Source organism: Pseudoalteromonas sp. T1lg22 (genome assembly GCF_002964645.1).
In the GTDB taxonomy this organism is placed as follows: domain Bacteria; phylum Pseudomonadota; class Gammaproteobacteria; order Enterobacterales; family Alteromonadaceae; genus Pseudoalteromonas.
The window spans coordinates 262,653-275,846 of sequence record NZ_PQBY01000013.1 but is presented as its reverse complement, the minus strand read 5'-3'; the positions used below and the strand labels follow the sequence as shown (position 1 = coordinate 275,846).

General features: G+C 49.3%; 16 protein-coding genes. All 16 read left to right on the top strand.

What is annotated here, in order from left to right; all coding sequences use genetic code 11:
• Positions 1 to 22 precede the first annotated feature (22 nt).
• The 16 genes from C2M24_RS08300 to C2M24_RS08225 all read left to right on the top strand — a co-directional run bounded on the left by C2M24_RS08300 (position 23) and on the right by C2M24_RS08225 (position 13,063).
• A complete protein-coding gene (locus C2M24_RS08300) occupies positions 23 to 295 on the top strand; it encodes a hypothetical protein (RefSeq protein ID WP_105214120.1) in 273 nt (90 codons plus the stop codon).
• Positions 296 to 767: 472 nt separating this feature from the next.
• Positions 768 to 1,325 carry a sigma-70 family RNA polymerase sigma factor gene (locus tag C2M24_RS08295; RefSeq protein ID WP_233998019.1) on the top strand — a complete coding sequence of 186 codons (558 nt, stop codon included), beginning with the start codon at positions 768 to 770 and terminating at the stop codon, positions 1,323 to 1,325.
• Positions 1,318 to 2,007: a ChrR family anti-sigma-E factor gene (locus C2M24_RS08290; protein WP_105201424.1), complete on the top strand. Its 690-nt coding sequence runs from the start codon at positions 1,318 to 1,320 to the stop codon at positions 2,005 to 2,007. Before C2M24_RS08295 ends, C2M24_RS08290 begins: the two co-directional genes overlap by 8 nt.
• Positions 2,007 to 2,957 carry a YbgA family protein gene (locus tag C2M24_RS08285; RefSeq protein WP_105214118.1) on the top strand — a complete coding sequence of 317 codons (951 nt, stop codon included), beginning with the start codon at positions 2,007 to 2,009 and terminating at the stop codon, positions 2,955 to 2,957. The genes C2M24_RS08290 and C2M24_RS08285 overlap by 1 nt, the downstream gene beginning before the upstream one ends.
• Positions 2,957 to 4,354 (top strand): deoxyribodipyrimidine photo-lyase, encoded by a 1,398-nt coding sequence (phrB, locus tag C2M24_RS08280; RefSeq protein WP_105214116.1) that lies wholly within the window; start codon positions 2,957 to 2,959, stop codon positions 4,352 to 4,354. Before C2M24_RS08285 ends, phrB begins: the two co-directional genes overlap by 1 nt.
• Positions 4,347 to 4,775, top strand: coding sequence for a nuclear transport factor 2 family protein (locus C2M24_RS08275; RefSeq protein WP_105214114.1), 429 nt, complete (start codon positions 4,347 to 4,349; stop codon positions 4,773 to 4,775). The genes phrB and C2M24_RS08275 overlap by 8 nt, the downstream gene beginning before the upstream one ends.
• A complete protein-coding gene (locus C2M24_RS08270; RefSeq protein WP_105214112.1) occupies positions 4,772 to 5,479 on the top strand; it encodes an SDR family NAD(P)-dependent oxidoreductase in 708 nt (235 codons plus the stop codon). Before C2M24_RS08275 ends, C2M24_RS08270 begins: the two co-directional genes overlap by 4 nt.
• Entirely contained in the window at positions 5,476 to 6,732 is a 1,257-nt protein-coding gene (locus C2M24_RS08265) for an NAD(P)/FAD-dependent oxidoreductase (RefSeq protein WP_105214110.1), read from the top strand. Before C2M24_RS08270 ends, C2M24_RS08265 begins: the two co-directional genes overlap by 4 nt.
• A gap of 58 nt (positions 6,733 to 6,790) precedes the next feature.
• Positions 6,791 to 7,504, top strand: a complete 714-nt coding sequence (locus C2M24_RS08260) for a DUF1365 domain-containing protein (RefSeq protein ID WP_105214558.1) — start codon at positions 6,791 to 6,793, stop codon at positions 7,502 to 7,504.
• Positions 7,504 to 8,769: an SAM-dependent methyltransferase gene (locus C2M24_RS08255; RefSeq protein ID WP_105214107.1), complete on the top strand. Its 1,266-nt coding sequence runs from the start codon at positions 7,504 to 7,506 to the stop codon at positions 8,767 to 8,769. Before C2M24_RS08260 ends, C2M24_RS08255 begins: the two co-directional genes overlap by 1 nt.
• The gene (locus tag C2M24_RS08250) at positions 8,741 to 9,250 is read left to right on the top strand and encodes a DUF2878 domain-containing protein (RefSeq protein ID WP_105214105.1); all 510 of its coding nucleotides are present in this window, start codon (positions 8,741 to 8,743) and stop codon (positions 9,248 to 9,250) included. The genes C2M24_RS08255 and C2M24_RS08250 overlap by 29 nt, the downstream gene beginning before the upstream one ends.
• 14 nt (positions 9,251 to 9,264) lie before the next feature.
• A complete protein-coding gene (locus C2M24_RS08245) occupies positions 9,265 to 9,765 on the top strand; it encodes a chalcone isomerase family protein (protein ID WP_105214103.1) in 501 nt (166 codons plus the stop codon).
• Positions 9,762 to 10,280: a DUF3833 domain-containing protein gene (locus tag C2M24_RS08240; RefSeq protein WP_105214101.1), complete on the top strand. Its 519-nt coding sequence runs from the start codon at positions 9,762 to 9,764 to the stop codon at positions 10,278 to 10,280. The genes C2M24_RS08245 and C2M24_RS08240 overlap by 4 nt, the downstream gene beginning before the upstream one ends.
• Positions 10,281 to 10,402: 122 nt before the next feature.
• Positions 10,403 to 10,678, top strand: a complete 276-nt coding sequence (locus tag C2M24_RS08235; protein ID WP_105201414.1) for an HU family DNA-binding protein — start codon at positions 10,403 to 10,405, stop codon at positions 10,676 to 10,678.
• A 255-nt stretch (positions 10,679 to 10,933) separates the two neighbouring features.
• The gene (locus C2M24_RS08230) at positions 10,934 to 11,908 is read left to right on the top strand and encodes a transposase (protein WP_105214098.1); all 975 of its coding nucleotides are present in this window, start codon (positions 10,934 to 10,936) and stop codon (positions 11,906 to 11,908) included.
• A 474-nt stretch (positions 11,909 to 12,382) separates the two neighbouring features.
• Positions 12,383 to 13,063, top strand: coding sequence for a hypothetical protein (locus C2M24_RS08225; protein WP_158683731.1), 681 nt, complete (start codon positions 12,383 to 12,385; stop codon positions 13,061 to 13,063).
• Positions 13,064 to 13,194 lie beyond the last annotated feature (131 nt).

The window sequence follows — 13,194 nt, the reverse complement described above, 5'->3', positions numbered from 1 at the left end:
GGCACACAACAGGACAACCATTATGAACACATTTACTAAAGCAGCAATCCTAGCAGCAAGTTTAACCCTAAGTATGGGCGCTCATGCCAACAGCCTAACCGACGATATTGAACGGGCGGTTAAAGAGGCGGCCAACGAGGCATTTGCAACTCTGATCAGCACGCAAAAGGCGGCGCTGAGTAAAGCAACTCAAGCCATGTTTGAAAGCAATGTGCAAGAGCTGCAAAGTCAAGGCGAAGCTAAATCACAAGCGCAACCTGAAGCGCCAAAAAAAGGTGATGACCATGACGCTTAATTTGGCACTGTTAGGCTTGATGTTATTGCCCGTAGCCAGCTTATTTGGCACTTACCTGGGCTTAAGCTTCTGTCGTCAACTCGGTTGGTGGGCTAAGTAGTACCTACCACCGAGCCCTTTTCGGTAAACCCTTTGTGTCCTCTATAGGCCGGCCCCTTTGCCTCTAGGCCGAGCACAATTATAGTCAAACCAAGCCTTACTCACATCCTTTCTAAATTTCCTACTTATTGATTACTAACAATAAACAATGGATTTTTTGTTCATTGCCTTTGCTCAATATCAGCTTCTTCGCCATACTGGTAAGTATCTAATAAATAAGTGATCCATTGCTCGCCAGTGGACGTATTGGTCGCTATCAATCCTTTAACTGAGATAGCTGATGGCCTTGCAAATAACGTCCAATGTCCCGAATCGGCGGCAATACTCACTGCTTTCCCACAAGGTGGAAGAAAGCCAAGGTGAAGGACAAAACATGATGTCGTCAACCGAGCATCTAAGCGATGCCTTGGTCAAGGTAGCCGTTGAGCGCGATAAAGCCGCGTTTGCCAGCTTGTTTGAATATTTTGCACCCAAGATTAAGCGGTTTGGCTTTAAACAGTTTAATAACGAGGCGGCGGCCATGGAATTGGTGCAGGACACCATGACCGCGGTGTGGCGTAAGGCGCACTTGTATCATCCAGACAAGGGCGCGGCGACCACCTGGGTCTATACCGTCATGCGTAACGCGTCGTTCGACGCTTTGCGTAAGATGCGTAGCAACAAGGAAGATAACCTCAGTGAAGACATTTGGCCGACCTTGCAAAGCATCGAGCCGGCTGAATTTGATGACCACCTCGAAACTCAGTTGTTACTAAAACACCTGGACAAACTACCGCTGGCGCAGCGTGAAGTGGTGCAGGGGATTTATTTTCAAGAGCTCTCTCAAGAGCAAATGGCGCAGCAGCTAGGCGTCCCGTTGGGTACCGTGAAATCACGGTTACGATTGGCTTTAGCTAAGCTTAGAACTTACCTTGGAGCAGAGCATGATTAAGTATCACCCCAACTCAGAATTACTCCTGCAATATGTGCAAGGGGCGTTGCCGGCTTCCATCAGCGTGGCGATTGCGGCGCACCTGGAGCTCTGTGCTCACTGCGCCGAACACACTGACACCCTTGAGCAGCAATGTGCCCACAGTGCATTTGCCGATGAGCAAATTGAGGCGTCGGAGCTCGCGTATGAGCAAAGCCATAATGAGGATGCGTTGGGCGACGAGTACGCCGCCATGCTAGCGGACATCACCGCCGACGATCTGCGTGACGATTTCAGTATTGCCAGCTCCAAAGAGCTACGCTTTGGCGACAAAACCATCACCTTGCCGCGGGCATTAAGCCATATTGGCATGGGTCGCTTTATGCAAGCGGGCAAACTGGCGCGCTCTCGCCTGGAACTGGACGAGGGCAGCATGCGCACCAGCCTGTTGTATATCGCCCCCGGCGGCACTATTCCTGAGCATACCCATACCGGGTTCGAGCTGACCTTGCTGCTCGATGGCAGTTTTAGCGATGAGCAGGGGACTTATGAGCCCGGCGATTTTATGTGGCTTGATCACCGGCATCAGCACACTCCGTACACAGAGCACGGTTGTTTGTGTCTGGCGGTGGTGAACAGTGCGCTGCACTTCAATAAGGGCCTGAGTAAGTTATTGAATCCTATTGGTGAGCTGATCTACTAATGAACCGAGACATAAAAATTGGCATCAGTGCCTGCTTAAGCGGCGAAAAAGTCCGTTTCGATAGCGGCCATAAACGCTCTAACTTTTGTATGGATGAGCTGGCCAGGCATGTGCAATACGTGCCTTTTTGTCCCGAGGTTGCCATCGGTCTGCCCATACCCAGACCGACGATCAGGCAGGTGCGTAAAGGGGACGTAATCACTGTGTGCCGTCCCGATGGCACAGGTGATGTAGGTGATAAACTGACCGAGTACGGTCAGCGTATCGGCGCCAAATATGGCTCTGAGCTCGACGGTTTTATCTTTTGTGCCAAAAGTCCGAGCTGCGGCATGGAGCGCATTAAGGTGTTTAACGAAGAGGGAACAGGCAACACCGCTGAGGGCGTGGGCTTTTTTGCTGCGCAAATAATGGCAGCAAATCCGTTACTGCCCTGTGAGGAAAATGGCCGCCTTAATGATATGCACCTGCGTGAGAATTTCGTTATGCGCGTTTATGTCTATCACAGCTGGCGGCAGTTATGCCGCGAGCCCCTGAGCGTGCACCGGCTCACCCGCTTTCACGGCATGCATAAGTATTTGTTGATGAGTCACAACTATCAGGCCTATCGTGATTTAGGCCGACTGCTTGGGCATCATCAAGGTGAAGGGCTGGAGTCCATCGCCGAGCAATACATCAGTGGTCTGATGGCGGCGTTGAAAAAGCCAGCCAGTCGCAAGGCGCACACCAACACCCTGATGCATTTGCAGGGTTACTTTAAGCGTCATCTCAGTAAGGGCGAAAAAGAAGAGCTACGTGCTGCCATTGAGGATTACCGCCAGGGCTTGGTGCCCTTGTATGTGCCATTGACGTTATTGAAACACCAGCTTAACGTGCATCCCAACCCCTATTTGGCGCAGCAGGTGTACTTTAATCCTCACCCCAACGACTTAAAACTAAGATACGGGATCTAATGACACCTCTTTTTTGGTTTCGGCGCGACTTGCGCCTATTTAGTAATGAAGCGCTGATAGCCGCTCTCGAACAAGGTGCCGAGCATGCGGTTTTTTTTGTCACCGAACAGCAGTGGCAAGTACATGATATGGCACCCATACAGCGTGACTTATTGTTGCGTCGGGTTGATTACCTGGGTCAGCAACTGAGTGACTATGGCGTGCAACTGCATGTATTGGCCGTCCCCGCGTTTGCCGAGGTGCCATCGGCGTTAATGGGTTTATGCAACACACTCGGTTGCACTAGCGTGTATGCCAATCGCGAGTATGAAGTCAATGAGCGCGCAAGAGACATGGCCTGTGTTGATGCCGCAGCGCAGGAGAATGTGGCATTTCACTTGTTTGATGGCGATGTGATTGCCCCGCCGGGCACGGTCACGACGCAAAATAATGAGATGTTTAAGGTGTTCACGCCCTTTAAACGCCAGTGGTTACGGCAGTACGAATGCACTCAGTTCAGCTTACCCGCTTGGCCTCGCGCTAAGACTCAAGGCCAATGGCAGCGACCCGAGTGCTTAACTTGGGATGGCAGCTCGCACAAGTGGCCGGTGGACGATGAGGCGCTTGCCGGAGTCGTCGAGCGTTTTATCGCTGAGAAGTTACCACACTATAGCGAAGACAGGGATTTCCCCGCCATCAAAGGCACCTCCGGACTGAGCCCCTATTTAGCCCTGGGCATAGTGGGCATTAAGCAATTGTTGGTGCAACTGCAATCACGGCACCCGGATATTTTGCAAAGCGCCAAAAGCAATTTATTTAGCTGGGTGAACGAGTTGATTTGGCGTGAGTTTTACCGCCATTTACTGGTCGCCTTCCCACAGCTCTGTAAGCATAAAAATTTCAACACCAAGTATGACGCACTGCAGTGGCAGGATGATGACGCCGGATTTAAGGCCTGGTGTGAGGGCCGAACCGGTTATCCCCTGGTTGATGCGGCGATGCGCCAGTTACTGCGTACCGGCTGGATGCACAATCGCTTGCGCATGGTGGTGGCAAGCTTTTTAACCAAGCATTTGTTAGTCGACTGGCGTCGTGGTGAGGCATTTTTTATGCGTCATCTGATCGATGGCGATCTGGCGTCCAATAACGGCGGCTGGCAGTGGGCGGCAAGTACCGGCTGCGACGCGCAGCCTTACTTTCGTATTTTTAATCCCATAACCCAGAGCAAACGCTTTGATCCAGACGGCGAGTTTATTCGTAACTATCTACCAGAGCTAGAAAAGGTGCCGACTAAAGAGATCCATTTCCCGCACCAATATATGGCAAAAGTGGGAGGGATTGATTACTGGCCGGCAATCGTCGATCACCAAAGTGCACGTGCGCGTGCACTCGCAAGGTTTAAGGTTGAGCATGAGTAAGCGCATTGCCGATTTCATCGCCATGTACCAGCGTCTGGATAAAGATAACCTGGCGTTACTCGATACGATTTATCATCAGGATATTCATTTTATCGATCCGCTCCATGAGCTGCATGGCCGCGACCAATTACATCAATACTTCGCCAATCTGTACGCCAATATCAAGGACTGCAGCTTTACCATCAGCGACAGCTTTGAATGCGAAGAGCAGGCCTTCCTGTACTGGACCATGGCCTTTAGCCATCCCCGTATCAAAGGCGGGCGCGAGGTGTTGGTAAATGGTCATAGCCTGCTGCGATTTGAAGGTGAGCAGGTGATTATGCATCGCGACTACTTTGATGTCGGCCAGTTGCTTTATCGCAACCTGCCGGTGATAGGCGGTTTGATTAAGTTTATTGAAAAGCGAGCGAGCGGCGTATGAAGATATTGATCACCGGCGCGACCTCGGGAATTGGCGAAAGCCTGGCGCTGTTATATGCCAAAGAGCATCAGGTTTATGCCTGTGGTCGCAATGCAGAGGCGCTGCAACGTTTGGGCGAGCATGAATCGATTACGCCGCTGTGCTTCGATGTCACGGACTTGGCGCAAATCACCGCGGTCACGGCAGAGATAGATGACCTGGATTTAGTGGTGCTCAATGCCGGGGTATGCGAATACATAGACGATGCCCGACATTTTGACAGCGCCCTATTTGAGCGGGTGATCCGCGGCAACTTGCTGAGCCTGGGTTATTGTTTGGAGGCGCTGCTGAGCAAGATTAAGTCCGGTGGTCAGCTGGCCATCGTTTCTTCCAGTGTGACCTACTTACCCATTACCCGCTCCGAGGCCTATGGCGCCGCCAAGGCCGGGGCCACCTATTTAGCCCGCACTTTGGCCGTTGATTTACCAGATATTGATGTAAGTGTGGTCCACCCTGGGTTTGTGCATACGCCCTTGACGGCCAAAAACGACTTCGCCATGCCCATGGCCATCAGCTCCGAGGATGCGGCTAAGCGCATTGTTCGCGGCCTGCACAAGCGCCAGGCGGAGATTCATTTTCCCAAACGTTTTACCCTTATTTTGAAAGCGCTGCGGGCCTTGCCCACATCGCTGTGGTTACGAATAGCAAAAGGAATGGTACGGTGAAAAATATCGCCATCATCGGCAGTGGTATTGCCGGTTTAACCAGCGCTCACTTGTTGGCAAAAAAACACCAGGTAAAGGTGTTCGAAAAAAATAACTACATAGGCGGACACACGGCTACGGTGGATGTAACCATTGACGGCCAAACGCTGGCCGTTGATACCGGGTTTATCGTATTTAACGACCGCACCTACCCAAAATTTGAAAAGCTGCTGGAAGAGATAGGCATTGGCCGGCAGCCGACGCAAATGAGCTTTAGCGTGCATCATTGCGACACGGGATTTGAATACAATGGCCATACCCTGAGCACCTTGTTTGCCCAGCGACGCAATCTGTTGCGCCCCAAGTTCTGGCATTTGTTATGGCAAATAGTGCGCTTTAATCGCATTTGTAAGGACATGTATAAGTCGGGCGATTTTCAGCAGGGGGATACTCTAGGGGAGTTTTTGGATCGCCACGGCTTTAATGACTTCTTTCGCCAGCACTATATTTTGCCCATGGGAGCGGCAATTTGGTCCACTTCCCTGAAGCAGATGAATGATTTTGCCATCGACTTTTTCGTGCGCTTTTTCTACCACCATGGTTTGTTGGATATCACCAACCGACCCCAGTGGTACGTGATCCCCGGTGGTTCCCGCGAATATATAGCGCCTTTAACCGAGTCTTTTAAAGAGCAGATAGAACTCGGTGCCCATATAGACAGGGTAGAGCGCAAAGAGCAGGGGGTAGTCATTCACCTTAATGATGGCCGCAGCGAGCACTTTGATGCCGTGGTCTTTGCCTGCCATTCGGATCAGGCACTCGCCCTGCTGGCTGATTCCAGTGAGGCAGAGCAGCAGGTGCTCGGCGCTATACCCTATACCGCTAACTCCGTGGTTCTGCACACCGACAGCTCCTTGTTGCCCAAACGCCCTGCGGCCTGGGCCAGTTGGAATTACCGCTTAGACAATAATGTCGATAGAGCTGCGGTGGTAACCTATAATATGAATATTCTTCAAGGGCTTAGCTCTGAGCAACCTCTGTGTGTCACCTTAAATGGTGATGAGGTTATCGCCGAGGAACATATTTTGCGACACTTTACTTATCATCATCCGGTGTTTAACCAACAGAGTTTGCGTGCTCAGCAACGTCGTGACGAGATCAATGGTAAACAGCACACGTATTTTTGCGGTGCCTATTGGTATAACGGCTTTCATGAAGACGGCGTGCGCAGCGCCGTGGATGTAGCCAAAGCACTAGGAGTCGATTTTGACTAGCGCGCTGGCGTTTGATACGACCGAATTAACGCAGCAGGCTTTGTGGCAAAGCGCCATTATGCTGGGCGATATACGTCATCGGCGCTTTGAGCCCAAGTCTCATCAATTTCTTTATCCACTTTATATGATGTGGGTCGACCTCGCTCACCCGGAGCAACTTGACGGCGTTCATCCTCTACTGGGATCGGGCAGAGCCAAGTTACTGCGCTTTAAGCAAAGTGATTATGTGCCATTGCAGGAAGGGGATGTCAGTACACGGGCAATTAAGCAGCTGCATACGTTAGACAGTAGCATCGAGGTTGAGTCCGTATACCTGCTTGGGCAATTGCGTTGTTTTGGGGTGTATTTTTCGCCCGCCAATTTCTATTTCTTTCAACGGCGCGGCGCCAGTGGGTTTACCCATATGATGGCAGAGGTCAGTAATACGCCCTGGAACGAGCGCCATTATTATTTAGTTGAATTGCATGCCAAAGTGAACTTTAAGAAACGCTTTCACGTATCTCCTTTTATGAATTTGGATATGCATTATCACTGGGTGGTTAAAGTGCTCCCCAAGTCCTTGCTTATCCATATTGAGAACAAGCGTCAGGAAACCCTGTTGTTCGATGCCACCATGCGCCTGCAACGCCGAACGTTGGAAAAACAGGCGGTGAGTGAATTGCTCAAGCGCTTTCCCGCGATGAGCCTGAGCATAGTCAAAGGGATCTACTGGCAAGCAGTTAAACTATTTTTGAAACGAGTGCCTTTTTACGCTCACCCTGGGAAAGAATGATGGATAGAGTTACCGAGGTAAAAATAAATTCAAATTTAAGCTGGAAAACCAAGTTAGCCAAGCGTTTGGTGTTTGCCGCGTTCAATACGCTGGAAAACGGCTGTATTGAGATTCATGAGCGTGGCGAGCCGGTGCATGCTTTTGGAGATAAGTCAGCGCAGCCTAGGGCTGTGGTCAAGGTTGTTGACGCCAAGATGTATCAGGCCTTTGCGTTTTCCGGCAGCATAGGCGCGGCGGAGTCTTACATTGAAGGTCACTGGGAATGTGACAATCTCACCAAACTCATTGAAATATTTGTATTAAACCAGGCACAGCTGGATGCCTTTGAGCGTCGCTTTGCGCTGCTGAGCGGACTTGCGTACCGCCTTAAGCATCTGCGCAACCGTAACTCCAGTGCTGGCTCAAAACGCAATATTGTCGCTCATTACGATTTAGGCAACGAGCTGTACGAGTCCTTTTTAAGTAATGAAATGCTCTATTCCTGTGCCGTGTATCCGCACAAGGAAGCGAGTCTGGAGCAGGCGCAGCAGCATAAGCTTAAGCTTATTTGCGAGCGCGCGCAGCTCAAAGATGGCGACACAGTCATAGAGATTGGTACCGGGTGGGGCGCCTTCGCTATCTATGCCGCCACGCACTATGACGTGCATGTTACCACCACCACCATTTCCGAAGAGCAGCACGATTATGTGGCGAATAAGATTAAAGCCCTGGGCCTTGAAGACAAGATCACCCTGCTGAAACAGGACTACCGTTTACTCGAGGGGCAGTACGACAAGCTGGTATCCATCGAGATGATTGAAGCAGTGGGCCATCAATACCTCGGTGGTTTCTTCGCCAAATGTAATAGCCTGCTTAAGCCCGATGGTGCCATGCTGCTTCAAGCCATCACCATCAACGACCAGCGTTATCATACTTACGTCAAACAGACCGACTTTATCCAGCAATATATTTTCCCCGGTGGTTGCTTGGTCAGTATTGATGAGATGAGTCGTCATTTGCGCCAAGGCACCGAGTTGGTGATGCACGAACTGCACGATATTGGTTTGCATTATGCTCGCACCCTGGCCGATTGGCGTGAGCGTTTCGATAAAGCCTGGCCACAATTACAGGGGGCAAAATTTAATGCCCAATTTTACCGTCTCTGGCACTACTACCTGGGCTATTGTGAAGGCGCATTTCGTCAGCGGGCTATCAGCACTGTGCACCTAGTTGCGCGCAAGCAAGGGTTTAAAACCAATGACGCAGCGCTGGCTTTGCATTACTAACTTTTTATTATTTCAAACCTGCTGGTGGGCAGCTTTTTATGCCCAGCAGCGGGCACTGCCGGTAATGGCGCTGTGTCTGCTCATCATGTTGTGGCTGTCGTCAGAGCGCCGCCGCGACCTCTATTTATGTAGCACCCTGGTGCTGGCCTTTGTCTGTGAGGCACTGGCCCAATGGTTGGGGTTGTTACAATTTGCCGACGCCACAGTTCCGGCCTGGCTTTTATTACTGTGGCTGGCCCTGATCCTCACCATCAATCATTCCTTGGCCTTTATTAAGCGCCTGCCTTGGTGGCAATGCTTGCTGCTGTGCTGGCTCTGTGCCCCGTCCAGTTATATTACCGCCGCGCACTTTGAGATCTTTGCCTTAGGGGTGTCCTGGTGGCAGTTCTATCTTCTTTATGGTGGCCTCTGGGCCGTTACTTTTTCCCTTATGATAGTGATCAATCGGCACCTTAAACACGTAGTGACACATACGAGTTGATAAGGAGCACCGTTATGAGTGCTTGGAAAAGTGTAATCCTGTTATCGGCCTTTGTGCTTGCGCTTCCTGCCACGGCGACCACAGATAAGTGGCAGGACGTTGGCGAAGGCGTGATGCGCTACCTGTTTTGGGATATCTACCACGCCGAGCTGGCGACAGATACCGGCGATTATCGCCAGGGGCAGCACCCCATGCGTTTGTCGCTGACCTATTTGCGAGATATTGAAGGCGACGACATCACCAAAGCCACACTGGACCAATGGCGTAAGCTCGATAGACCCGAGTATGTGCGGGCCTACAAAACGCTACTCAAAGGCTTATGGCCTGATGTTCGCTCGGGCGATACGCTAAGCTTTGTTACCGATGCCAACGGCCAGGGAGCCTTTTACTTCAATGGTGAGTTATTGCAGCGGGTTGACGACCCAGCGTTTAGCGACGCTTTTACCTCAATCTGGCTATCGCCACAGACAACAGAGCCCGGGCTTAGGGCGCAATTATTGGGAGGGCGTCCATGAGACACCTAGTATTACTGCCACTGTTAATACTGCTAGTGGCCTGCAGCGTTAGCATAGAGGATTATGAAGGCACAGGGCCGCAATTCGACTTTAAGCGCTTTTTTAACGGCGAGCTGGTGGCCTATGGCATAGTCCAGGACTACAGCGGTAAGGTCACCCGGCGTTTCAAAGTCGATATGCAGGGCTCATGGGATGGCAATAAGGGCATTCTTGATGAGCAGTTTTATTACCAAGATGGTGAACAGAGCACGCGGGTCTGGTATCTGGAACTGGGCGAAAATGGAAAGGTGTTTGGCCGCGCCGATGATGTGGAGGGGCAGGCCGAGGGGAAAGTGGTCGGTAATGCCTTGCACTGGCAGTATAGTTTGCGTATCCCCTATGGCGATGACACCATCACGGTAGCCCTTGATGACTGGATGTTTCTTGTCACCGAAACAAGGTTGATCAACCGTACCGCAATTGATAAGTTTGGAGTCGAAGTTGGCGAAATCACGCTAGTTATCGAAAAACGTTAACAAATAGCCCATTTTTATGAAGTTTTTTCTCAAAAATGTGTGGTTTGCAGTTGCCAAGTCAATAAAAATACTTAAATATAGGTCTTGCTAAGGCAAAAAAAATAACGAATAGGAATCAAACAATGAACAAAGCTCAATTAGTCGAAAAAATCGCCAACGATGCTGAAATCTCAAAAGCAGCGGCGAGCCGTGCGCTGGATGCATTCACTGGTGCAGTAACTGACTCTTTGAAAGACGGTAACTCTGTTGCGCTAGTTGGTTTCGGTACTTTCACTGTAAAAGAGCGTGCTGCTCGTACAGGCCGCAACCCGCAAACAGGCGCGGAAATCCAAATCGCGGCTGCGAACATTCCTAGCTTCAAGCCAGGTAAAGGTCTTAAAGATTCAGTTAATTCTTAATAGTAAAGAATACTGTTGAAAAAGGGCGTTAACGCCCTTTTTTTATGCCTGTTGTTTGGCAAAACAAGACTGTTATGGGTCAGTATTCATATTTATATTCGGAGGCTGCTGAGAGCGAATAACTGACGGTGGCAGATACAGCAAATTAACTAAGACACCCATCTCAAAAAATTAACCAAGACACCCACTCCAAGATTTCACACTTACGGACTCCTTGACTACACTTTGAGGGTCCTACTCAAGGAGGAGTGAATCATGGCAACGCCTCGGAAAAGCCAAATCAGCCTGGCTGACACCCCTTATTATCACTGTATTTCTCGCTGTGTACGGCGCGCCTTCTTATGTGGCAAAGATGCATTGACTGGCCGCTCTTATGAACATCGCCGCGACTGGGTTGAAAGCAAACTGCTGCAGCTGCCCCGTATTTTCTGCATAGATGTGTGTGCCTACGCGGTAATGAGCAACCATACCCATGTGGTGTTGCATGTGGATAGGCGCAAAGCCCAGCGCTTAACGGATAAAGCCATTGTGCTGCGTTGGCATAAACTATTTAAAGGCACCTTGCTCAGTCAACGTTTTGTGCAAGGGGAGTCGTTAGATGTGGCCGAATTGGCCGCTCTACAAGGTCGAATCTTGATTTATCGGAAGCGCCTTAGTGATATCAGCTGGTTTATGCGGGTGCTCAATGAAGGGATTGCCCGTCAAGCTAATCGTGAAGATGAATGCACCGGCAGATTCTGGGAGGGCCGATTTAAATCTCAAGCGCTTCTTGATGAAGCTGCCCTTATTGCCTGCTTAGCCTATGTGGACTTAAACCCGATTCGCGCCAAGGCCGCCGGCTTACCCGAGCAATCCGATTATACGAGCGTGAAAGCCCGAATCGAATCAGCAAAGAGGGGTAAGCAACCCTCCACCTTAATGCGTTTTGTTGGACACCCTCGTAAGCCTATGCCGAAAGGCCTGCCTTTTGAGCTATGCAGTTACTTAGAGCTGGTTGAATGGACGGGCCGCTGTATGCGAGAAGATAAACTAGGTTATATTGCATCTGACGCAACCCCCATACTTGAACGACTCGATATTAGCCCAGTAAATTGGCTGTCCCTGACCACCTCGTTTACCAAGGTTTTTCACGGCGCGGTGGGGAAGGAGCAAGCATTAACAACCTACTGCCAACATCAACACCGAAAACGACGTGTGGATTTAAGCAACAGCCAAGCGCTGTTTGCTTAGGCAACGCTTCTTTCCTCTCTATTCTTGACCAAGCTCGCGAGAGGTAGGCTTCGCACGTCAAAAATTCACGAAAATGATAATAACGAAAGGAAAATCGTCGAAAAACGTTCGAACTGGGCGATACTCGCTTTAAAATCCTTCTCCCCCCATTACGTTGCAAAAACTTAATCTTTCGAGTGGGTGTCTTGGTTATTTTTTCCGTTGTTCGAGTGGGTGTCTTGGTTATTTTTTCCGTTGCCGAAACTCTATCTTTAAGTTGGGTGTCTTTGTTATTTTACTGTTCGCTTAGGCAATGCTTCTTTCCTTTTTATTCTTGACCAGGCTTGCGAGAAGCAGGCTTCGCACGTCAAAAATTCCCGAAAGTGATAATAACGAAAGGCAAATCGTCGAAAAACGTTCGAACAGGGCGATACTCGCCTTTAAATCCACCTCCCCTCATTCCGTTGCAAAAACTTAATCTTTAAAGTGGGTGTCTTGGTTATTTGGGTTCTTGATATAAAATTGTTAGTGATTTCATTAAAACTAGGTGGTAATGAATTAGATATGACAAATGATTTGATAACGATTTTTGAAAGAAATATTAAAGCTGGTAGATTTTGTATTCACCCCCATTCTTGGCTTAAGCTCGCAATTGTAAAGAGAAGGTTTCGATGGGATAAATCCGATGTACAATTTGGCAATTTAAGAATTGTAGATATTCCTAAGCGAGCACTAAGAAAAACATTAGATGCAGTCCCTAAGCGAACTGCGAGTAATTATTACCTTGTTAATACAGATATTGCGCGTGATTATGAAGCAGAAATAATGACTGCAAAAACAATTAATGAAAGGCTAATCACAAGTACTTTCCAAGCATTAAATCCAGAATTTTCATCTGAAAAAATTTTAAATCCAAACTGTAGGATTGATCTTTATTCGGAAAATGAGTTCATCGAAGTCAAGAAAAAAAGCAATTGGAAACACGCTTTGGGTCAAGTGTTGACATATCGGTATGAGTTAAAAAATCATAAAGCTACTATAATCCTATTTGGGGATAGCCAATGCCCAAGAGACCTCGAATATATAGAAAAAGTTTGCAATGAATATTATGTTGCAGTTTCCTATATCTCTAAGCATTGTTTAAATAATGAATTTTTATTGCGTACCAAGCACTAACAAGTTGCTGAAATTCGCTCGTAAACCCACAGGGACAATTACCAGTCGGCTTGGCGCTTCGCGCGAGTGTAGCTAACTGGTAACTGCCTTTTAGCAAAGCGTTCACACTGTCTGCTTCTGGCACAGAGCCT

What these genes read in the sequence shown, in the direction of transcription:
- C2M24_RS08300 (WP_105214120.1), top strand. Translation starts at nt 23, where the DNA reads ATGAACACATTTACTAAAGCAGCAATCCTAGCAGCAAGTTTAACCCTA.
- C2M24_RS08295 (WP_233998019.1), top strand. Translation starts at nt 768, where the DNA reads ATGATGTCGTCAACCGAGCATCTAAGCGATGCCTTGGTCAAGGTAGCC.
- C2M24_RS08290 (WP_105201424.1), top strand. Translation starts at nt 1,318, where the DNA reads ATGATTAAGTATCACCCCAACTCAGAATTACTCCTGCAATATGTGCAA.
- C2M24_RS08285 (WP_105214118.1), top strand. Translation starts at nt 2,007, where the DNA reads ATGAACCGAGACATAAAAATTGGCATCAGTGCCTGCTTAAGCGGCGAA.
- phrB (WP_105214116.1), top strand. Translation starts at nt 2,957, where the DNA reads ATGACACCTCTTTTTTGGTTTCGGCGCGACTTGCGCCTATTTAGTAAT.
- C2M24_RS08275 (WP_105214114.1), top strand. Translation starts at nt 4,347, where the DNA reads ATGAGTAAGCGCATTGCCGATTTCATCGCCATGTACCAGCGTCTGGAT.
- C2M24_RS08270 (WP_105214112.1), top strand. Translation starts at nt 4,772, where the DNA reads ATGAAGATATTGATCACCGGCGCGACCTCGGGAATTGGCGAAAGCCTG.
- C2M24_RS08260 (WP_105214558.1), top strand. Translation starts at nt 6,791, where the DNA reads ATGCTGGGCGATATACGTCATCGGCGCTTTGAGCCCAAGTCTCATCAA.
- C2M24_RS08255 (WP_105214107.1), top strand. Translation starts at nt 7,504, where the DNA reads ATGGATAGAGTTACCGAGGTAAAAATAAATTCAAATTTAAGCTGGAAA.
- C2M24_RS08250 (WP_105214105.1), top strand. Translation starts at nt 8,741, where the DNA reads ATGACGCAGCGCTGGCTTTGCATTACTAACTTTTTATTATTTCAAACC.
- C2M24_RS08245 (WP_105214103.1), top strand. Translation starts at nt 9,265, where the DNA reads ATGAGTGCTTGGAAAAGTGTAATCCTGTTATCGGCCTTTGTGCTTGCG.
- C2M24_RS08240 (WP_105214101.1), top strand. Translation starts at nt 9,762, where the DNA reads ATGAGACACCTAGTATTACTGCCACTGTTAATACTGCTAGTGGCCTGC.
- C2M24_RS08235 (WP_105201414.1), top strand. Translation starts at nt 10,403, where the DNA reads ATGAACAAAGCTCAATTAGTCGAAAAAATCGCCAACGATGCTGAAATC.
- C2M24_RS08230 (WP_105214098.1), top strand. Translation starts at nt 10,934, where the DNA reads ATGGCAACGCCTCGGAAAAGCCAAATCAGCCTGGCTGACACCCCTTAT.